Source organism: Aeromonas veronii (assembly GCA_041319085.1).
Classification (GTDB): domain Bacteria; phylum Pseudomonadota; class Gammaproteobacteria; order Enterobacterales; family Aeromonadaceae; genus Aeromonas; species Aeromonas veronii_F.
Map to the genome: position 1 here is coordinate 1,126,394 of CP101033.1, position 19,650 is coordinate 1,146,043.

Here is a 19,650-nt window from a genome sequence, read left to right on the forward strand (position 1 = left end):
CGGGAAATTTCCCGCATAGATTAAATTAGCGTGGATTCTAACACCGGGCTTGTCAGGTAAGCAGGGGGGAGGGACAAAAAAAACGGCGCCCGCAGGCGCCGTTTTCAAGTTGTTCAGCTCTGATTAAAGAACGTGAACAGATGCGGTGTTGGTGGTGCCGCTCGGTACCAGAGCACCGGAGACCATCACAACCACGTCACCTTTCAGACCCATGCCGATTTCCAGCGCGGCTTCTTTACCGATGCGATAGAAATCGTCGGTAGAGGCGATGCTGTCAACCACGTGAGCAACCACACCCTTGGTCAGCACCAGCTGGGCAGCAGTTTTCTTGTTGGTGGTGATAGCCAGGATCCAGGCTTTCGGGAAGTACTTGCGAATGGCCTTGGCAGACTTGCCGCCTTCGGTAGCCACCACGATCAGCGGGGCGTCCAGCTTCTCGGAGGTCTCTACCGCGCCTTTACATACGGCTTCGGTGATGCGCAGCTTGTTGCTGTCGTTGGCAGCAGACAGGTTGGACGGCATCACTGCATCGGTACGCTCGCAGATGGTGGCCATGATGGTCACGGCTTCCAGCGGGTACTTACCCTTGGCGGACTCACCGGACAGCATCACTGCGTCGGTACCGTCCAGGATGGCGTTGGCCACGTCGCCAGCTTCGGCGCGGGTCGGACGCGGGTTCTTGATCATGGAGTCCAGCATCTGGGTGGCAGTGATAACCACTTTGCGGGCTTTGTTGCACTTGGCGATGATCATCTTCTGGGCGAAGATAACTTCTTCAACCGGGATCTCGACACCCATGTCGCCACGAGCAACCATGATGCCGTCGGAAACAGCCAGGATCTCGTCGAAGTTGTCCAGACCTTCCTGGTTTTCGATTTTGGAGATGATCTGGATGTTCTCGCCACCGTGGGCTTTCAGGTGCTCACGGATTTCCAGAACGTCTTCTTTCTTACGAATGAAAGAAGCAGCAACGAAATCAACGCCTTGCTCGCAACCGAAGATCAGGTCGCGCTTGTCTTTCTCGGCCAGGGCCGGCAGCTTGATGGAGACGCCCGGCAGGTTAACGCCTTTGTTCTCGCCCAGGTCGCCGTTGTTCAGCACTTTACAGACAACTTCGCGCTCGGTGATTTCGATCACGTCCAGACCGATCAGGCCGTCATCAACCAGGATGCGGTTGCCGACGCGCAGATCGTTGGCGAAACCTGCATAGGTCACAGCCACTTTGTCTTTGTTGCCAACCACGGTCTGGTCGGTGGTGAAGGTAAAAGTCTGGCCAGCGACCAGCGCGACGTCGTTGCCGCCTTCCAGCTTCATGGTACGGATTTCCGGACCCTTGGTGTCCAGCAGGATAGCTGCGTGCTTGCCGGTCTCGGCCATCACAGCGCGCAGGTTGCTGATGCGGCTGCCGTGCTCGGCGTAGTCACCGTGGGAGAAGTTCAGGCGCATGACGTTCATGCCGGCGTCCAGCATTTTGGCCAGCATTTCTTTGGATTCGGTCTTCGGACCGATGGTGCAGACAATTTTGGTCTTTTTCATGTCAATCTTCATGGTTAAGGAATTTCCGCCGAGCAATATACACCAGTTTTTGGAATCTTTTTATGATCCAGAAACAACGTTTTGACCAGATAACGTTTTCTTTTCAGGGATAACGTTTTCCTGTGGGTCACATTTTAGAGCATACGGCCACAGGTTTGGGCTGAAGGGATACAAATGTTGCCATCTGTGGTTGTTTGGCCGGGTTGTGGTTCAGATGTTGTAAAATGACCACCCGCCCGCTGTCACCGTCTTGTCACCGGCTTGCGCAAAAATGTTAGTTCATTGGCGCACGGGTGAAGGAGGTCGGGATGAAAAACAGCCATGAAACCGGATGGACTCTGCTCTTGCTGGGCGTCGCCCTGATGCTGGTTCAGGCGCTGCCAGCTCGCGACTGGCCTGACAATGCCGGTCTGCTGGCGATCTTCTCCCATCCGGTGAAAGGGGAGGCGGCCGCCGAGGGATTGGCGTGGCGAGAGTGGCAGGCTCACTGTGCCGCGACCCGGATGGCGCTTCGTGCAGCCCGACCGCTGCCGGATGCACCGCAGCCTTGATATCTATTGCCGTTTCCCGGTCGTGAAGGAAGGAGTGAAGGAGTGAAATTATCAATCATTGGTTGATAGTGCTTATCTATCTTGCTGGATTGTTCACCTTAAGTGGCGAGGGGATAATCGATTCCAACAGCGATATCCCCTCCGGTATCGCCCCCTGATACTTTGTTGGAGTCCGCTTTATGTCCCTCGCCCCCGTCTGGTTTATCTCTCACGGCGCACCGGATCTGGTGCTGCGTGAGCAACCCGCCACCCGCTTTCTGCGAACCCTGCGTCTGGGTGGGCTCAAGGGGCTGGTGGTCATCTCCGCCCACTGGTTCAGCCGCGAGCTGCAGATCAACGTCGAGCCCAAACCGGCGCTGATGTATGACTTTTACGGCTTTCCCGAACCCCTTTACCGGATGCGCTGGCCTGCCAGCAGTCCCGAGTGGTTGCAGCAAGGGGTGAGCGACCAGCTGGCGCTGGCCGGACTGACCGCCACCCCGGCGCGGCGCGAGCTGGATCACGGGGTCTGGTCACCGCTCTCCCTGATCGACCCCGACAGCGAGATCCCGCTGGTGCAGATCTCCATCCCAGCGAGCTTCACTCCAGCCCAGTTGTGGCAGCTGGGGGAGGTGCTGGGGGCGCTGCGCAGTCAGGGGATTGGCATCCTCGCCTCCGGCGCCATCACCCACAACCTGCGGGCGCTGGCACCGGAAGGCTCGCCAGTACCGGAGTGGGCCAGCCAGTTTGTCGATTGGCTGGAGCAGAAGATGGCCGACGAGGATCGGCTGGCGCTGCTCGACTATCGTCGGCTGGCTCCCGGAGCGGTGGAGTCCCATCCCCACGACGACCACCTGCGCCCGCTCTTTGTGGCGCTGGGGGCGGCCGATGGTGTAGCTCCGACCCGGCTGCACGAGAGCTGGGATGGCGGCAGCCTCTACATGGGCGCCTACCGCTTCGGTTGATAGCCTCTCAGCAAGACCCCGCCAATTGGCGGGGTCTTGCTGTTTACGGCGTGGTGATTGAGCCGATGGTGCTGGTGCTTGACCCGATGGGACTCAGGGGACCAGCACCCGACTCTCGCCACCGCCGAGGGCTTCGACCCTGATCTGCACGCCAATCCGCTCAACCAGGGTCTGGACGTGGGAGATGACCCCGATCTGGCGACCGGCGGCTTGCAGGGAGTCGAGGCTGGCAAGCGCCAGATCCAGGCTGTCCGGATCGAGCGTACCGAACCCTTCGTCGATAAACAGCGACTCGACCTGGGTCTGCCGTGACGAGAGGCTGGAGAGAGCCAGCGCCAGCGCCAGCGACACCAGAAAACTCTCGCCACCGGAGAGGGAGTCCACCGAACGCACCTCGTCCCCCATGTCGAGATCCACCACCTGCAGCGCCAGATCGGTGCCGGGTACCCGCTCCAGCCGGTAGCGCGGCGACAGTTCGGCGAGCTGGGCGTTGGCCTCTAGCAGCAGACGCTCGAGGGTAAGACTCTGGGCAAAGGTGCGGAACTTGGCGCCGTTGGCTTGCCCGATCAGATCGCACAGCTGCTGCCAGTGGTCGGCCACCGCCTGCTGGGTGGCCAGCTCCTGTTGCAGGCTGCCCGCCTTGAGCGCCGCAGCTTCGGCCTGTGCCAGCTTGCTCTTGCACTCGAACAGCTGCTCTTCAAGGGCGCGGCAGCGGGCATCGAGTGCCGCCAGCTGCTCGCTCAGCTCTGCATCCGGCAGGGCGGCCAGCTCGGGATGGTGCTCCCGATAGCGATCCCGCTTGTTCTCCTCCAGTGCCAGCGCCCGTTGCCGCTCGGCAAGACGGGTACGCGCCTCGCCAAGGGCATCTTCCAGCCCTTGCAGGGCAGTGCGGCGTACCTTGAGCTCATCGGGGCTGATGGCGAGCAGGCGGCGCAGGTCGTATTCGGCAATGCCAAGGGTACTGGCGTGGGCAGCCCAGCGCCCCAGCACCTCCCGCTTGCGGCGGCTGCTGGTCTGCTTTTCCTGCTCCACATGGGTGAGGCGGGTCTTGAGCTCGGTCTGCCGCTCGCGCAGAGCGCGGGCACCGCTTTGCATCAGCTCCAGTTCGCTGGCGAGCTGTTGCAGCCGCTGTTGCCAGCGGCTCTCGACCAGCGGGATCTCCTCGCCATTCAGACAGGCGGCGCGGCTGGTGAGCAGCCCCTGACGCTGCTGTTCGTGCTCCTTGTAGTCGCGCTCCAGCTTGTGCAGCAGCTCGCGCTGGGTCTGCAGGCGCGCCTCCTGTGCGCTCAGGGCCGGGGTGAGGCTGGCGATCTCGCTGGCCAGCCGCTCCCACTCGCTCTGGCCGTGCAGCCAGGCTTCGCAGGCCCGCTGCCATTCGTGCCACTGCTGGCTGCCGAGCCATTGGCGCCACGGTTGGCCGCCCATTTGTTCGTCGAGGCGGTGGGCACCCTGTTCGAGGCGCTGGCGCAGGGTCGCCTCCTGCTCGCCCATCCCCTTCACTTCCCCTTCCAGCGCGATGCGCTGGCGGTCGGCCTCCTGCCACAGCTGGTCAAACTGCTGGTGTTGGGCCGCCAGCTGGCTCAGCTGCTGACGCACCCCTTGCAACTGTTGCTGACCGAGCTGGGCCTGACGCAGCTGCTGCTGGCTGTGGGCCAACCCCAGCTCCAGCGCCTGGCCGCGGCCGAGCAGGGTGCTCATCAGTTCATTCCATTCAATGGGGCTCTGGCGCAGCGGCAGCGGATGGCCGAGCAGGGTATCGCCCCCCAGCTGTTGCCAGCGCTGGGTCAACTGCTCGGCGCGCGCCTCCAGCTCCGGCAGATGTTGCTGACGCACTGCCAGCTGGCGGGCCAGCTCCTGACGCTCGCTCTCGCACTGAATGTATTGATGGTTGAGCCGCTCCCATTCGAGTTCGAGGCTTCTGACCCGCTCCGCCAGCTGACCCAGGATCCCCGCCACCTGTGGCTGGCTCTGGCTGTATGGGTGCTCCCCGGAACCGCACAGCGGGCAAGGTTCGCCATCGCTCAGAATATGGCGATACTGCTCGAAGCTGGCGATGGCGCGGGACTGCTCCAGCGCGTGGCGCACCTCATCCCGCTGCAGGGCCAGCCGCTCGCGGGCGGGCGCCAGCTCTTCGCCGAGGGTGGCGAGTTTGCCTAGCGCTAGCTCCAGCTGGGCAATCTCCTGCTGCAAGCGGCCATGCTGCTCGCCGTGGTTGCGGCCATAGTCGGCAAGCTCCAGCAACTGGCGCAGCTGACCCAGTTGTTCGGTCTGCTGTTGCCACTGCTCCTGCGCCTTGGCGAGGCGGCTCTCCCACTGCTGCTCCTGCAGCTCGTGCTGTTGCTGTTGCAGCCGCGTCTGCTCCTGTTGCCAGTAGTCGCGCTCCTGCTGACCTTGCTCCAGCTGGCGCAGCAACTGCTGCAGGGCGCGCAGCTGGTGATCCCGCAGGGTGAGCAGCTGTTGCAGCTTGTCGGCATCGTCGGCCCAATCCTGCATGGCGGTGAGCAAGGGCTGCCACTGGCGGGCCACCGGGGCCAGCTCCTTGTGCTCTTCGAGCCAGAGCCCCCACTGCTGGTGCTGCTGCTTGAGCAGCTCCACCTGTCGGCTCTGCTCGCGCCAGCCCTGCTCGAGGGTGAGCTGGACCTCTCGCTCCTGCGCTCCCTCCTGCTGGATCTTCTGCAACTGCTGCACTTTTTCCCGGATGCGGGTATCGAGCTCCTGCGCCCGCTTGAGTTCGGGTTGCAGGGCGCCCCATTCCCGCTCGGCGGCGATCTTCTCAGCCAGCAGTTGCTGTTCGGTCAACGCGCTCTGCTGGGTCTGCTCCTCGAGCTTGGCCAGCTCCGGCCCTAGCTCGGCAATCACCTTCTCCTGCTGCTGCACTTCCAGAGTGAGGCGGGCCAGTTCGTCGTGATCGGCGCGGGCCACCAGCGCCTGCTCGGCGCGGGCAAACTCCTCGCGCTCGGGGGCGGCAGCACCGTGGGCCTGCAGGGCGGCATCGAGCGCCGCCTGTCCTTCGGCACAGCCCTGCATCTGGGCAGCAATGCGGCTGTTGAGGTCGCGCAAGTCCTGCATCAGCTGCTGCTGTTGCTGCTCGTGCTTGAGGGTGGTGGAGAGGCTTATCTGCTGGCTCACCCACTGTTCGCGGGTCGCCTCGTCCATCAGCGCCACGTCGCCGAGGCGTTGAGTGATGGCGGCCAGCTTCTGTTGCTCCTCCCGCGCCCGTTCATAGGTCTGGATGGAGATGGCGGAGTAGAGCTCGGTGCCGGTCATCCGTTCGAGCAGGGCGGAGCGCTCGTTGGCGTCCGACTTAAGGAAGGCGGCAAACTCCCCCTGCGGCAGGATCACCGCGCGGCGGAACTGCTCCCAGGAGAGACCCACCAGCTCGTCGATGCGATCCTGCAGCTCCCGCTTGCTGCCGGAGAAAACCTGCCCGGACTCCACATCGGTCAGGGTGCGCTCTTGCGCCTGAAAACGACCCTCCGAGCGGTTGCGGGCGCGGCGCACCGCCCAGCGGGCCAGCCAGATGCGGCCATCACAGCCGCGAAACTGCACCTCGGCAAAGCCGCTGGCGTGGCCGCGGCTGAGGATGCCGCGCACGTCGTTGGCCTTGAGCTTCTCTTCGTCATCCATGCGGCCCACTTCGGCCACGTTCTTGCGATTGGCGATAAAGCGCGGCATCTCGTCGTAGAGGGCGAGACAAATGGCGTCGAGCAATGTGCTCTTGCCTGCGCCGGTATTGCCGGTGATGGCAAACAGGCCCGCGGAGCCGAGCGCCCCCCTGGTAAAGTCGATGGTGAAGGGGCCGGTCAGACTGGCTAGATTTTCACCTGACAGAGACAAGATTTTCATTGGTTAGACTCCTTCACCTGCTCCAGGATCTCTTCAAACGAGGCGACCAGTTCTGCCTCGGGCTCCCCTTCAAATTGGCGCTGATAGCAGAGGCGAAACACCTCGGTGGGGGAGAGCTCATCGAGCCTGCGCCGCTCGCGACCATCGGCCAGCCCTTCGCCCGAGCCCTGATACTGGGTGCTGATGCGGGCCAGACGCACCGGTTTGTCGGCGATGGCCGCCAGAATGCGCTCGCGGATGCGGGCTTCGGGTTTGGGCAGCAGCAGCCGCACTTCGAGGAAGGGTTGTGCCTCTTGTGGACAAGCAGGTAGTTCGAGCGAAGCGATGGCTTTGAGTGCGTCGTCGAGGGTGCTCTGGGGCAGGCGGATCATCTCCACCGCTCGGGGTACCGGGATCCGCTCCAATCCGGTCAGTTTGCCCTCTGCAAAGGTCACTTCCAGCACCTGATGGTTGTAGTTGGCTTCGGCGAGCGACAGCGGCAGCGGAGAGCCACTGTAGTGCACCCCAGTGGCCGGGCTCTGGGCCAGATGGAGGTGGCCGAGCGCCGTGTAGTCGGCATTGGCAAAGAGATCTGCGGGCAGGGCATGCTGGTTGCCGCCGAGCACCCGCCGCTCTGAAAGCTCGGAGAGCTGGCCCGCCGCCAGATAGGCGTGGCCCATGGCGATCAGCGGCAGATCCTCGCCGCAGCGAGCGCGCCCTTCGGCCAGCACCTCGGCATAGACCTGCCGTACCCCTTCGATCAACCTGTCCTGCCCCTCAGCCAGCTGCTCTACCCGCAAATCGCTGCTGCGCAGGAACGGCACGGCAGCGCACCAGGCAGCAATCTTGCCTTCTTTGTCTTGCAGCGGCACCAGCAGGCGGTCAGTCTCGAGCTTGCCCTCACTGTCGCGGCTGATGCTGCCCACCAGATGCAGATCAAAGGCGCGCAGCAGCTCGTGGGGAGCATCGAGCTTGGAGGGGGAGTCGTGGTTGCCGCCGATCAGCACCATGTTGAGGTGGGGCATCTCGGCGCGCAGCCGCGCCAGAAAACGGTAGAGCTGTTGCCAGGCGCAGGCAGGCGGATTGGCGGTATCAAACAGATCTCCCGCCACCAACAGGGCGTCGATCTCGCGCGCCTTGAGGGTGTCGCTCAGCCAGTTGAGAAAGGCATCGTGTTCAAAACGGCGGTCATGACCATGGAGTTGATGGCCAAGATGCCAGTCGGCGGTATGGAGGATTTTCATTGGAAAGCAGCCCGGTTGCAGGGATGGTGCCCGCGGCACCTGATGGAGACAAGATGAGGATGCCCCGTGCTTTTTTCAAGTAAAACAGGGGGCTGGCTTTGGATTCAGGCCGGTTCGCAGCACATCCGGTATTGGGGGTGGCCGGTGAGGGGATCGGACTCCTCGGCCTCGATGACGAAGCCGTGGCGGCGATAGAAACGCACCGCCTGATCGTTCTCAACAAAGACCCGGGCGTGGAGCGACGCCCCCTGACGTTTGGCCTCCTGCAGCAGGGCGTGGCCAACGCCGCGGCCCTGACGGTCGGGGCGCACAAAGAGAGCGGCGAGGAAGTTGTCCACCAGCGCCATAAAGCCGAGCAGATCGCCGCGCTCCTCGAACACCCAGATGGCAGCGCGATCGAGATAGCGGGTACGCAGATCCTCCTGGGCCTGCCACCAGCAGGAGGCATCAACGAAATCGTGGGCCTGCAGGGAGGCCAGCAGCCAGATTTCGACGACCTCTTCCATGTCTTCCGGGCGACTTGGCCGTAACATACTTTCATCCTTGTTAACAACTGGCACTCTCGCAGTCTAGGGGAACTTGGCACGGGCTCAGGTGTTATAAATGAGACCCTGTGAGGTCGATCGCCCTTTATTTAGCGAGAATGATTGGCTGATCACAAAGCGCCTCTCTAGTACAATGCCCGCCGGACAATCTAAAGACCGAGGACGCCATGTGGTTTAAAAACCTGCAGATTTATCGCTTTACCCGCCCCTTTGACCTGACCGTGGATCAGCTGGAAACCCAGCTGGAAGCCTGTGCCTTCACCCCTTGCGGCAGTCAGGACATCTCCCGTTTCGGGTGGGTCAAGCCCCTTGGCAAATTCGGCTCAACCCTGACCCACTCTGCCTCCGGCCACATCCTCATTTGCGCCCGCAAAGAGGAGAAGATGCTGCCCGGTACCGTGGTCAAGGAGATGCTGGCCGAGAAGGTAGAAGCGATCGAGTTCGAACAGGGACGCGCCCTCAAGAAGAAAGAGAAGGAAGCGCTGAAAGAGGAGATCCTCCACACCCTGCTGCCCCGTGCCTTTAGTCGTACCAGCCAGACCTTCGCCTGGATCAATCCGGCCGACAATTTAATGGTGGTGGACGCAGGTTCTGCCAAGAAGGCAGACGATCTGCTGGCGCTGTTGCGCAAATCCATCGGCTCCCTGCCGGTGGTGCCGGTGGCCCTCAAGAACCCGCCCGAGATCACCATGACCGAGTGGCTGAACGAGGGCAATCTGCCTGCCTCCTTCACTCTGGAAGACGAAGCCGAGCTGCGCAGTGCCATGGAGCACGGCGGCATCATCCGCTGCAAGCAGCAGGATCTGATGACCGACGAGATCAAGAACCATCTGGCCAATGACAAGCTGGTGACCAAGCTGGCCCTCAACTGGGGCGAGACCGTCAGCTTCGTGCTGGGGGATGATCTCTCCATCAAGCGCCTGAAATTCAGCGAAGAGCTGCGCGAACAGAACGACGACGTCACCAGCGAGGATCCGGCCGCCCGTCTGGATGCCGACTTCGCGCTGGTCACCTCCGAGCTGGCCCAGTTTATCCCGGCGCTGTTTGCCGCCCTGGGTGGCGAAGAGCAGTCCATCTAACCGGACTGGCACCTGTTTGGCCTCTGCCATCCTGAGCGCCGGAGTGTGCGCTGCGGCCTCATACTGCGGCATGAGCTATCGCCATCAACACGGCCTGCCACAATAAAAACGCCCCCGAGATGCGGGGGCGTTTTGTTATCTGACAGTTATTTGAAGACGCGGAAGCGAGTGGCGTCGTCGATAAAGGTCTTCTCTCCGGCCGCTTGCTTGATGCTGCCAAAGGGCATCTGGGCGCGCAGCAGCCAGCTGGCGGGCAGGTTCCACTCCTTGCGTACCGCCTCGTCGATAAGCGGGTTGTAGTGCTGCAGGGAGGCGCCGACCTTCTCCTGCGCCAGCGTCGTCCAGACCGCAAACTGGGCGATGCCGGTGGCATGTTCCGACCAGATGGGGAAGTTGTCGGCATAGAGGGCGAATTTTTGCTGCAGATCCTTGATGACGTCGGTGTCCTCAAAGAACAGCACTGTGCCAAAGCCTGCGCGGAAGCTGCCATCCACCTTGGCCTCACTCTGGGCGTAGGCCTCCGGCGGCACGATCTTTTTCAGCTCGGCTTTGACGATATCCCACAGCTTGTGGTGCTGGGCGCCAAACAGGATGACGGCGCGGGAGCTCTGGGAGTTGAAAGAGGAGGGGCTGTGCCTGATGGCATCCTGGATCAGGGCCGTCAGCTGCTCCGGCGTATGGGACACCTGGTCACCCAGGGCATAGATGGTACGACGTGCTTTGATCTGCTCGATAAACGGACTGCTCATAACATCTCCTTGTTCTGCTTGGCGTTGCTGCCGATGATGGACGGTTTGCCCAGCGCTGGCCGCGTCAGGAATAGACTATAACACCCATAATGCAGAGTGGTGTTAACCCTGGGTAACGAGCTTTTTTCCTGTCAGTTGATATTCGTTTGTGAACCTTGTTCTGTTGTTAGCAGATGCCCCGTAAACCCTAGCCCAATCGGGCGGGGATATAAGGGGAGCTAATCTGATGCGTTTGCGAGCCCGCCTATGTCTTCAGTGTCTCGATAGTCGCGCCTGCCGCACGTCCGCAGCGGTTGTTGATTTCACTGGCACGCGCTATAACTGTGCTTATATACAGCCTGTGTTTTTAATCATGAAAAGAGCCACAAAAGTACGTATTTACCCCACCGACGAACAAGCGGCATTCCTCAATGCCCAGTTCGGCGCGGTGCGGTTCGCGTACAACAAAGCCCTTCATATTCAGCGGCACATGTTCCAGCGCCACAGGGTTTCACTGAAACCCAAACGCGACTTGAAACCCCTGCTCGCTGTGGCAAAAAAATCGCGCAAATACAGCTGGCTGAAAGAGTACGATTCACAAGCCTTACAGCAGGCGGTGATCAACCTGGATAAGGCATTCGCCAATTTTTTCAACCCCAAGCTCAAGGCCAGGATGCCCACCTTCAAGAGCAAGAGAGGCAGGCAATCCAGTTATCACCCCAATGGCAAAGTGCTGACCGATGCCATCCTGTTACCGAAGATGACGCCCATCCGAGCTGTCATTCACCGAGATATTATCGGCGTGGTCTCCAGTATCACGGTCAGCCGTGGCCCGACAGGGAAATACTATGCCTCCATCCTTTGCGATGATGGCCGTGAGGCTCCCGCCAAGCCCTCCCTCATCACAGAGGTGACAGGCTATGATATGGGGCTGTCCCACTACCTCATTGCGTCGAGTGGCAAAAAGATGGCCAACCCGCGCCATCTTATCAACGCCAGTCACAATCTGCGGCGAAAGCAAAAAGCACTGTCTCGCAAGACAAAAGGCAGTGCCAATCGTAGTAAGGCCAAATTACAGCTGGCCGCCCTGCACGAGCGGGTAGCCCATGCTCGCGCTGATTTTCAGCACAAACTCTCTCGCACGATAGTTGACGATAACCAAGCGATCATCGTGGAGACGCTTAAAACAACCAATATGATGAAAAACCACAAGCTGGCCCGCGCCATTGGTGATGCTGGCTGGCATAGTTTTATCATGAGGCTGGAGTACAAAGCCCAAGCGGCGGGCCGCCACCTAATCAAACTCGATCAGTGGTTTGCCAGCTCTAAACCATGTAGCGAGTGCGGCCACAAGATGCCGGAGATGCCACTTCACCAGCGACAGTGGGTATGTCCAGCGTGTGGGGCAGAACATGACCGCGACATCAACGCGGCCATGAACATTCGACAGCAAGGAATATTGGAATTAAAAGCGGCGGGGCTCGCCGTTTCTGCCCATGGAGGCCAGCGTAAATCCGTCAATCTGACGGTCGCGGCCTAAGAAGTGGGAAGCCTCGCCGCTTGCGGCGGGGAGCAGTCACTGTTGGAAATGTCATCTAAGGAGGGGGAATGTGATATTAATCAATGATTTCCTCGCCTTTCTCTCGCACAATCCCGCTATGTTTTCCACTGTTTGGATGTCATGTGAGTCGCTCGTATCTTAACAAGCGCTACTATGTGCTGGCCCCTCTTTCTGCACTACTTGGCTTGTTGATCCTGATAATGACACTCATCATGGCCATTGCCAGCTATCTGCGGGATATCGACATGACGATATCCGGCTTTGGCCACATGGCCTCTTCCGTTGAGGCGTCCCTGATCCACGAGATGGTGAAGGTCAATGAGCGGCAACTGGCGGTGCTGGAGGCCTCCCTCGACAAGGAGAAGATTGCCCGCGGCGAGCCGGCAGACTCCCCTATCTGGGCCATTGCGCATCAGATCAAGCCTGGCAACCACTACATCTACTTTTACAACATGAATGCGGATCGCATCGACAGCTACCCGGAGTGGCTTGCTCCCCCCGGTTTTAAGGCGGCACTGCGTCCCTGGTATCAGCTGACCGCTATGCCGGGTGACGAGCCCGTCTGGTTTGGTCCCTACCCTGAATACGATACTCAGGAGCTGATACTCAGCCTGATCAAACGGGTGAGGGACGATCAGGGGCAACTGCTGGGTTTGCTGATGGTCGACATGTCATTCGACTCGCTGCAGCAGGCGCTACAGCGCACGGTTGGCGGCAATCAGGCGGCACTCTATCTGACCTTGCGCGGCAGCGATCAGCTGGTGGTGGGCAGCAATATGGATCTGCTGGCGGATCACCCTATCGAGCAGCATCAGGGCCAGCAGTGGCTCGGTCTGGATGTGCTGTGGCATGGGGCTTACATCAAGCGCGAGCTGGCGGATATTGGCTGGGATCTCAATATCTATCTGCCGCCCGTGATGTTTCGTGACAGCCTCTGTGATGCGTTGCTGATGGTGGTGTTGCCACTGCTCTCGCTGTTTGCCATCTGGTGTTGCAGTCTGATTCTGCTGGTGCGGATCTTCCGCCAGGAGCAGGAGTTGGTGTCGGGATCATTGACCGGGATCGTGCGCGATTCAGAGACTTTCGCCCCCATCTCCGAGTCAAAGACTTGGTTTGTGCGGCGTAGCTTGAACGAAATCGATCAGGTCAGGGCCAGTTTTCTAAAAGGGCAAGATGCGCTGTTGCGAGATCCCCTGACCGGTATCATGAACCGACGAGCTTTCGAGCAGCACAAGGCTGCGCTGGAACAGAGGGGGGAGCGCTTCTGGCTGCTGTTGTTTGATGTCGATCACTTCAAGGGGCTCAACGACCGTTGGGGTCATGCCTTCGGCGATCAGGTGCTGTGTCGGGTAGCCAACTGCCTTGCTGATGTGCTGGGGGTGAGCACGGTTTACCGGATTGGTGGCGATGAGTTTGCCGCTTTGCTGCAACCGCCACAGGATGAGCTGGTGGAGAAGCTCAGTTGTCTGCTTGAACTGGTGCGTCAGCAAAAGTGGCGTGAATACCATGGGTCGATCACCCTGAGTGCCGGCGGAGCCTGCAATTCGCCCGCGGCCAACCCCATCTTCGAGCGGGCTGATGCTGCCCTCTACCGCAGCAAGGAGGGTGGCCGTAACTGCTGGCATCTGGCAGAAGGTGCAGCAGACTGACAGCTTTTGTCCCAGCGTGGCGAATATTCGTCGCGATGCGACAGACAGTTTGTTGTCCATCTTGCCGTGGCGGCTTGGTACGATTTCAATTTTCACATTTAAATTCAATAGCTTGATTATACACTTTCAGTATTGGCTGCGACCGTGTGGCCATTGATTGTCGCATCCCTCTTTTCTGCTGGCTGGCGAACCTGATGGCTCTTTGTATAGTGCAGGGGAATTAATCAGGTTTGACAGGAGTATCCATGGAGATGAATTCGCGCGCGCTTCGCACACTGGCCCTGTTGGGCGCCTTGCTCGCTGGCAGCACGACCGTGCACGCCTCCGAGACCCTCAACACCATTCTCGGTGGCGGCGCAGGCGGGGTGGCGGGCACCATGATCGGCAAGGAGCTGGGTGGTGATACCGGCGCGCTGGTGGGGGCTGCGTTGGGCGGTGCTGCCGGTGGCGCGGCGACGGCCAAGAAGGGCAACAAGAATGAAGCGGCCCTTGGCGGCGCAGTGGGGGCGCTGGGTGGTGCTGCCATCGGCAAGAGTGTCGGTGGCGATACCGGTCAGCTGATCGGAGCCGGGGTTGGTGGGGCCAGTGGCTCGGCCATCGGTGCCAAGACCGGCGATGGTCACAAGAGTCAGGATCGCTATTACGATGATGATGACCACCATCACAAGCACCACAAAAAGCACAAGAAACATAAAAAGCATAAATGGCACGACGACGATTAATGCGCGAGCAGTGAATGCGGAAGATGCAAAACGGGGCCTGTTGGCCTGTCTCTTATACACAAATCCCCAAGCATCGCTTGGGGATTTTTTTGAACCTTTTCCCTTCTCCGTGATCTGACTCTTTTGCCATCCCTTATCACGGCTCTAATATGCATCTCACCCAACTCGAACAATGGGCATTCGACCAGTTTGGCCATGCCAATCTCAAGGACCCCAGACGCACTGAACGTCTCGTCAAACTCGCCACCGCCCTTGCTCAACAACCCGGAGATTGCGTGTCACAACTTCCCCTCTCACCCGCCGACATGGAAGGCTCATATCGCTTTATTCGCAACCACCATGTCAATGCCGATGCCATTGCTGATGCAGGCTTTGCCACCACCGCAGCCCTAGCCAGGGACTACGACCTGTTGCTGGCACTGGAAGATACCACGGCCCTGACCTTCAACCATGCCAGCGTCCATGATGAGCTGGGGCACACCAATCAAGGCAGTAGTCGCGCTCTGCTGGCTCACTCCGTCTTGTTGTTTGCTCCGCATAAATCGCAGGTGGTCGGCATGATTGCACAGCGTATCTGGACCCGTGATGTCAGCAAGCGGGGAGAGAGCCACCGGCATGCCACCCGGCCTTACAAGGAGAAAGAGAGTCGCAAGTGGGAGGAGGCATCCGTGGCCTTTGCCGCCCGTCTCGGCACTCAGATGGCCAACGTTATCTCGGTCTGTGACCGGGAAGCGGATATCTACGAATATCTGCATTACAAGCAGAGCAACCAACAACGCTTTGTGGTGCGCTCGATGCAAAGTCGCTGTATCGAAGAGCATGACCACAAGCTCTACGACTATGCCCGGCAGTGCCACTCTGCCGGCACCAAGGTCGTCAAAATACCGCAGCGGGGCGGCAGAAAAGCCAGAGAGGCCGTGCTCGACATCAAGTTTACCAAAGTCACCCTAAAGGCTCCGGCCAACAAGCGTAACGAGCCGGATATCCCGCTCTACTACGTGGGATGCATTGAGCAGGGCGATGCCTCTGACCGGCTGGAGTGGCACCTGCTGACTAGTGAGGCCGTGACCGACGATGCACAGGCCCGCAAGGTTATCGGCTATTACGAGCGGCGCTGGCTTATCGAGGATTATCACAAGGTCTGGAAGAGTGCCGGCACTCGGGTAGAAACCTTAAGGATGCAGAGCATGGATAACCTGAAGCGGATGTGCGTCATCTTGTCGTTTATCGCGGTGCGTCTGTTGCAATTGAGGTTTATCAACGAGGAGTCATCGGCACAGAATCAAAGCTGCGAAACGGTGATAGGCCCGACGGGGTGGAAGCTGCTTTGGCGAAAGGTAGAGAAAACGCCGTTGCCAACCAAGGTGCCGGATATGAGATGGGCGTACCGGAGCCTGGCCAAGCTGGGGGGCTGGAAGGACACTAAACGAACGGGGCGGGCTTCAATAGCGGCATTATGGGAGGGCTGGTTTCGACTCCAGACCCTCCTGGAAGGCTACGAACTGGCGCAGTCTCTTGAGCACCAATAGTTGTGATCAAGAGACAGGCCTGTTGGCCCCGTTTTGCATGGTGTGGTCACTCTATTTTGTGGTTACCCGATCGCGAGATCACACCAGCCGGTGCTGGCGGCGACCGGCGGCAAAGGCGTTGATGTTGTCGATCAGCTGATCGGCAAGACGCTGCATCGACTCCTCGCTGGCCCAGGCCACATGAGGAGTCAGGATAAAGTGGGGGTATTGCAGCGCCTTCATCAAGGGATGATCGGGAGGCGGCGGTTCGACGCTCGCCACATCGAAACCGGCGCCGCCGAGGCGGCCGTTGGCCAGCGCTTGCAGCAGCGCCTCTTCATCCACCAGGCCACCGCGGCCGACGTTGATCAGCAGGGCGCCCGGTTTCATCAGCGCCAGCTCCCGCTCGCCAATCAGGTTGCGGGTGTAGGGGGTGAGCGGACAGTGCAGGCTGATGACGTCCGAGCTTTGCAACAGTTCATCGAGCGGCAACCGATCCTCGTCGTGGCTGGCGCCGACCTGACTCTGGGCGTAGCGCACCGTCATCCCCATCCCTGTGGCCCGCTCGCCAAGCGCCTGGCCCAGGGTGCCCTTGCCGATGATACCAAGCTGCTTGCCGTGCAGATCCATGATGTTGTGGTCGAAGAAGCAGAACTGGCCGCTCTGTTGCCAGCGCCCCTCCAGTAGCGACTGGCGCCAGCAGAAGAGGTTGCGTGACAGGGACAACATCAGCGCCATGGCGTGTTCCGGCACCGAGGGGCCCGAGTAGTTGCGGATATTGCACACCCCGACGTTGGCGGCACGGCACGCTTCCAGATCTACGTTGTCGCTACCGGTGGCGGCCAGCGCGATGAGTTTCAGCTCCGGCAGCTGGGCCAGCTCGGCGGCGCCGATGCGCACCTTGTTGATGATGGCGATGCTGGCATCTTTCAGCCGCTCAACCACCTGTTCCGGGGCCGTGCTGGGATAACTCTGCCAGTGGTGGGGAAAGTCGGGATGATGCAGGGTGATGCCCGCATCCAGGGTATCGCTGTCGAGAAATACGATTTGCTGCATGGACCTTCCTGCCATTGTTCAGGTTCGAAGAGCCATGATGCCAAAGAGGATGCGGTCAGGGCCAGCCCGCCGCTGTGTTATGGCTGGGCTTTATCCGGCAGATGTGAGCTTGCGCGCGCTTTGTCGCATCATGACAGAGGTTGTGTGTATTGACTCAGAGCCAACCCAGGTGGTTGAGCCACCCTTGAATGCGGGCGGGCGTTTCGTCTAGTGCCATCAGGGCGTAGGGGCGATAGTTGAGCTTGTGGCTGCGGCGGCTCTCGGTTTGGCGCGCCTCGGCCGCCAGCAGCGGCCAGCGGCCGCCATCCTCCTGATAGAGATCCAGAGTCGGAATGGTGCCCTGCGCTATCTCTTTCGCGAGGATCTGGTTGCTCTGCTGGTCGGGGAAAAAGCCGTCGAGCAGCACCAGCGCATCGGGGGCAGGCAGTTGTTCGCTGGCGATAAGGTTGGCGGTCCAGGCGGCGCCGGTGCCTTGCGCCAGGATCAGCTTGAAGCCCCCCTCCTGCAGCTTGGCATCGGCCAGCTTGCTGATCCGCTCGGCCAGTTGCTTGCGAAATTCATCGCTTTTTTTCGCTTTTTTCTCGGCGGCAGGGTCCAATTCGGTCTGTTGGGGGAGGGGAGCAGCAGCAGGGTATCAAAGCCCAGCTGGCCGAGGGCGCGGGTCAGTTGCCACAGCTGGCCGCCGCGCTGCCAGTCTGGCAGCAGGATGGCGAGCCCCAGATAGTTTGCACTGTCGTGTTTGGCGAACAGCACCGTCTGCTTGTCGATCTGGGTGGCATCGGGCCGCCCTTTCCAGTCGCTGGCTTGCCAGTGGTCGAGGGGCTGTGGCTCTGCGATGGGCGGTGCAACCTCGCTCGCCTGCGCAACATGGCCAGCCAGCATGGTCAATATCAGCAGTGATAAGGATAATCTGGCCATAGTGTGCTCCCCCGGTTATCCGGGTTAGCGGCGGCAGCGGGATTTTCTGAAGGGGGAGGCGGTGTAATGGCAATACGCAGGCAATAAAAAGGCGCTGTCCCAATTACGTGTTGAAAGGCTAAGCTTGAAGTAGGCCATCACCTTGAGGTCTACCATCATGGATACCCCAGCCTTTCAACACCTGTTGTCCCTCTTTCCCCAGTTAACCCTGCGCCAGCGCCGTGTTGCTCACTAGGAGCTCACTGCGCCACACGCCATTACCTCGCTCAATACCCAGTTACCAGCATGCAGCGGTTGCCCTCATTGTCAGGCCGATGCCAATCAGCTGGCCCCTTGGGGATGGAGTCGGGGACTGCGCCGCTACCGTTGCAAAGTGTGCCTACGCACCAGCTCCGTGCTGACAAAGACGCCTCTGGCGCGGTTGCGCAAAGCACAGTGCTGGGAAGACTACGCGCAAGCCCTCATCGAAGGACTGACCGTCCGCCAGGCAGCGCGGCGTTGCGGAGTCAGCAAAAATACCGCCTTCCTCTGGCGTCACCGCTTCTTGCGTGCAATGGCAACCCATCAAGCCACAAGGGAAGAGGGCATCGTTGAGGTAGACGAGACCTTTTTCCTCGAATCGTTCAAGGGGCAACGGGGGCTGCCGCGCCCGCCACGTCATCGCGGGGGTAAAGGTCGAACTCGTGGAACCGGGTCAGATTACATCCCGGTGATGGTGGTACAAGACCGTGCAGGCCACCATGCGGATTTTCAGTTGGAGAAAATGGATGCCGAGACGGTCATCGCGGTGTTGAAGCCGTTGGTGTCACCGGATGCGGTGTTGTGTAGCGATGGTGCGGGCGTGTATGCCAGTTTCAGTAAAGTGCAGGGCGTGACTCATCAAGTAGTGCGCAATCGTCAGGGTGAGAGGGTGGTAGGGGCATTCCACATCCAACATGTAAACGGATATCACCATCGGTTGAAAGAATGGATGGTGCGCTTTCATGGTGTGGCAACTCATTATCTGAGGAATTATCTGGGTTGGCGCAGGATGCTGGCGCGTTACGGGAGGGGCGTAAATATCAAAGCGTGTTTGCATGAGGCGCTGGGGCACCCCATGCAACACGTAATTGGGACATAGCCAATAAAAAAGCGAGCCGGTGGCTCGCTTTTTTGCAATCAATTCAAAGCGGTCAATTAGTTGACGCGACGCTTGAATTCGCCGGTGCGGCTGTCGATTTCGATCTTGTCACCGATCTCTACAAAGGCGGCAACAGCCAGCTCGTAGGTGGTGCCCTTCAGACGGGCAGGCTTGGTCACTTTACCGGAGGTGTCGCCACGGGCAGCCGGCTCGGTGTACTCAACTTCGCGCACGATGGTGGTCGGCAGCTCTACGGAGATGGCTTTCTCGTTGTAGAAAGTCACTTCGCAGATGTCTTCCATGCCGTCTACCAGGTAGTTCAGCACGTCACCCAGGTTGTCTTTCTCTACGTCGTACTGGTTGTACTCGGTGTCCATAAAGACATACAGGGGATCGGAGAAGTAGGAGTAGGTGCACTCTTTACGCTCCAGCTGAACAACGTCCAGCTTGTCGTCGGCCTTGAAGACAGTCTCGGTGGCGCTGCCGTTCAGCAGGCCCTTCAGCTTCATTTTGACCACGGCGGAGTTACGGCCGGATTTGTTGAATTCAGCCTTCTGAACCACCATCGGCTCGGTGCCGATCATGACTACGTTACCAGCGCGGATTTCCTGTGCGGTTTTCATGTAAAAAATTCCTGTTCGTGAAACGGACGGATAAAAACTGC

14 protein-coding genes and 2 pseudogenes are annotated in these 19,650 nt (G+C 60.0%); 8 read left to right on the forward strand and 8 right to left on the reverse strand.

The features are described 5' to 3' along the window. Positions 1 to 123: 123 nt before the first annotated feature. Positions 124 to 1,536, reverse strand: coding sequence for a pyruvate kinase PykF (pykF, locus tag NMD14_05525; GenBank protein ID XEI33879.1), 1,413 nt, complete (start codon positions 1,534 to 1,536; stop codon positions 124 to 126). A gap of 308 nt (positions 1,537 to 1,844) precedes the next feature. On the opposite strand from pykF, the gene NMD14_05530 reads away from it, so the two are divergent. Together NMD14_05530 and NMD14_05535 are read left to right on the forward strand one after the other, a co-directional pair. Beyond that, positions 1,845 to 2,087, forward strand: a complete 243-nt coding sequence (locus NMD14_05530; GenBank protein XEI33880.1) for a hypothetical protein — start codon at positions 1,845 to 1,847, stop codon at positions 2,085 to 2,087. Positions 2,088 to 2,266: 179 nt separating this feature from the next. Then, positions 2,267 to 3,031: a dioxygenase gene (locus NMD14_05535; GenBank protein XEI33881.1), complete on the forward strand. Its 765-nt coding sequence runs from the start codon at positions 2,267 to 2,269 to the stop codon at positions 3,029 to 3,031. 93 nt (positions 3,032 to 3,124) lie between these two features. On the opposite strand, the gene NMD14_05540 is transcribed toward NMD14_05535, so the two are convergent. From NMD14_05540 to NMD14_05550, 3 genes are all read right to left on the reverse strand, one after another. Beyond that, on the reverse strand, positions 3,125 to 6,877 hold the full coding sequence (locus NMD14_05540) for an AAA family ATPase (protein ID XEI33882.1): 3,753 nt from the start codon (positions 6,875 to 6,877) through the stop codon (positions 3,125 to 3,127). Then, positions 6,874 to 8,100: an exonuclease SbcCD subunit D C-terminal domain-containing protein gene (locus NMD14_05545; GenBank protein ID XEI33883.1), complete on the reverse strand. Its 1,227-nt coding sequence runs from the start codon at positions 8,098 to 8,100 to the stop codon at positions 6,874 to 6,876. The genes NMD14_05540 and NMD14_05545 overlap by 4 nt, the downstream gene beginning before the upstream one ends. 104 nt (positions 8,101 to 8,204) lie before the next feature. Further along, positions 8,205 to 8,633 carry a GNAT family N-acetyltransferase gene (locus NMD14_05550; protein ID XEI33884.1) on the reverse strand — a complete coding sequence of 143 codons (429 nt, stop codon included), beginning with the start codon at positions 8,631 to 8,633 and terminating at the stop codon, positions 8,205 to 8,207. A gap of 179 nt (positions 8,634 to 8,812) precedes the next feature. On the opposite strand from NMD14_05550, the gene rdgC reads away from it, so the two are divergent. Beyond that, positions 8,813 to 9,724, forward strand: coding sequence for a recombination-associated protein RdgC (gene rdgC, locus NMD14_05555; protein ID XEI33885.1), 912 nt, complete (start codon positions 8,813 to 8,815; stop codon positions 9,722 to 9,724). A gap of 146 nt (positions 9,725 to 9,870) precedes the next feature. On the opposite strand, the gene NMD14_05560 is transcribed toward rdgC, so the two are convergent. Further along, positions 9,871 to 10,473, reverse strand: a complete 603-nt coding sequence (locus NMD14_05560; GenBank protein ID XEI33886.1) for a nitroreductase family protein — start codon at positions 10,471 to 10,473, stop codon at positions 9,871 to 9,873. Between the two features lie 352 nt (positions 10,474 to 10,825). Here NMD14_05560 and NMD14_05565 point away from each other — a divergent pair, with 352 nt between their 5' ends. The 4 genes from NMD14_05565 to NMD14_05580 all read left to right on the forward strand — a co-directional run bounded on the left by NMD14_05565 (position 10,826) and on the right by NMD14_05580 (position 15,913). After that, positions 10,826 to 11,992, forward strand: a complete 1,167-nt coding sequence (locus tag NMD14_05565; protein XEI33887.1) for a transposase — start codon at positions 10,826 to 10,828, stop codon at positions 11,990 to 11,992. Between the two features lie 143 nt (positions 11,993 to 12,135). Next, entirely contained in the window at positions 12,136 to 13,662 is a 1,527-nt protein-coding gene (locus NMD14_05570) for a sensor domain-containing diguanylate cyclase (protein XEI33888.1), read from the forward strand. Between the two features lie 245 nt (positions 13,663 to 13,907). Then, positions 13,908 to 14,384, forward strand: coding sequence for a hypothetical protein (locus tag NMD14_05575; GenBank protein XEI33889.1), 477 nt, complete (start codon positions 13,908 to 13,910; stop codon positions 14,382 to 14,384). 149 nt (positions 14,385 to 14,533) lie between these two features. After that, positions 14,534 to 15,913 carry an IS4 family transposase gene (locus NMD14_05580; protein ID XEI33890.1) on the forward strand — a complete coding sequence of 460 codons (1,380 nt, stop codon included), beginning with the start codon at positions 14,534 to 14,536 and terminating at the stop codon, positions 15,911 to 15,913. A 78-nt stretch (positions 15,914 to 15,991) separates the two neighbouring features. On the opposite strand, the gene NMD14_05585 is transcribed toward NMD14_05580, so the two are convergent. Together NMD14_05585 and NMD14_05590 are read right to left on the reverse strand one after the other, a co-directional pair. Continuing rightward, the gene (locus NMD14_05585) at positions 15,992 to 16,948 is read right to left on the reverse strand and encodes a D-2-hydroxyacid dehydrogenase (protein XEI33891.1); all 957 of its coding nucleotides are present in this window, start codon (positions 16,946 to 16,948) and stop codon (positions 15,992 to 15,994) included. Between the two features lie 154 nt (positions 16,949 to 17,102). Further along, positions 17,103 to 17,866, reverse strand: a pseudogene (locus tag NMD14_05590) (alpha/beta hydrolase family protein). 157 nt (positions 17,867 to 18,023) lie between these two features. Here NMD14_05590 and NMD14_05595 point away from each other — a divergent pair. After that, positions 18,024 to 18,986, forward strand: a pseudogene (locus NMD14_05595) (IS1595 family transposase). Between the two features lie 56 nt (positions 18,987 to 19,042). On the opposite strand, the gene efp reads toward NMD14_05595, so the two are convergent. After that, entirely contained in the window at positions 19,043 to 19,609 is a 567-nt protein-coding gene (gene efp, locus NMD14_05600; GenBank protein XEI33892.1) for an elongation factor P, read from the reverse strand. Positions 19,610 to 19,650 lie beyond the last annotated feature (41 nt).

What these genes read in the sequence shown, in the direction of transcription:
- NMD14_05540 (XEI33882.1), bottom strand. Translation starts at nt 6,877, where the DNA reads ATGAAAATCTTGTCTCTGTCAGGTGAAAATCTAGCCAGTCTGACCGGC.
- pykF (XEI33879.1), bottom strand. Translation starts at nt 1,536, where the DNA reads ATGAAAAAGACCAAAATTGTCTGCACCATCGGTCCGAAGACCGAATCC.
- NMD14_05575 (XEI33889.1), top strand. Translation starts at nt 13,908, where the DNA reads ATGGAGATGAATTCGCGCGCGCTTCGCACACTGGCCCTGTTGGGCGCC.
- efp (XEI33892.1), bottom strand. Translation starts at nt 19,609, where the DNA reads ATGAAAACCGCACAGGAAATCCGCGCTGGTAACGTAGTCATGATCGGC.
- NMD14_05560 (XEI33886.1), bottom strand. Translation starts at nt 10,473, where the DNA reads ATGAGCAGTCCGTTTATCGAGCAGATCAAAGCACGTCGTACCATCTAT.
- NMD14_05580 (XEI33890.1), top strand. Translation starts at nt 14,534, where the DNA reads ATGCATCTCACCCAACTCGAACAATGGGCATTCGACCAGTTTGGCCAT.
- NMD14_05550 (XEI33884.1), bottom strand. Translation starts at nt 8,633, where the DNA reads ATGTTACGGCCAAGTCGCCCGGAAGACATGGAAGAGGTCGTCGAAATC.
- rdgC (XEI33885.1), top strand. Translation starts at nt 8,813, where the DNA reads ATGTGGTTTAAAAACCTGCAGATTTATCGCTTTACCCGCCCCTTTGAC.
- NMD14_05545 (XEI33883.1), bottom strand. Translation starts at nt 8,100, where the DNA reads ATGAAAATCCTCCATACCGCCGACTGGCATCTTGGCCATCAACTCCAT.
- NMD14_05530 (XEI33880.1), top strand. Translation starts at nt 1,845, where the DNA reads ATGAAAAACAGCCATGAAACCGGATGGACTCTGCTCTTGCTGGGCGTC.
- NMD14_05565 (XEI33887.1), top strand. Translation starts at nt 10,826, where the DNA reads ATGAAAAGAGCCACAAAAGTACGTATTTACCCCACCGACGAACAAGCG.
- NMD14_05535 (XEI33881.1), top strand. Translation starts at nt 2,267, where the DNA reads ATGTCCCTCGCCCCCGTCTGGTTTATCTCTCACGGCGCACCGGATCTG.
- NMD14_05585 (XEI33891.1), bottom strand. Translation starts at nt 16,948, where the DNA reads ATGCAGCAAATCGTATTTCTCGACAGCGATACCCTGGATGCGGGCATC.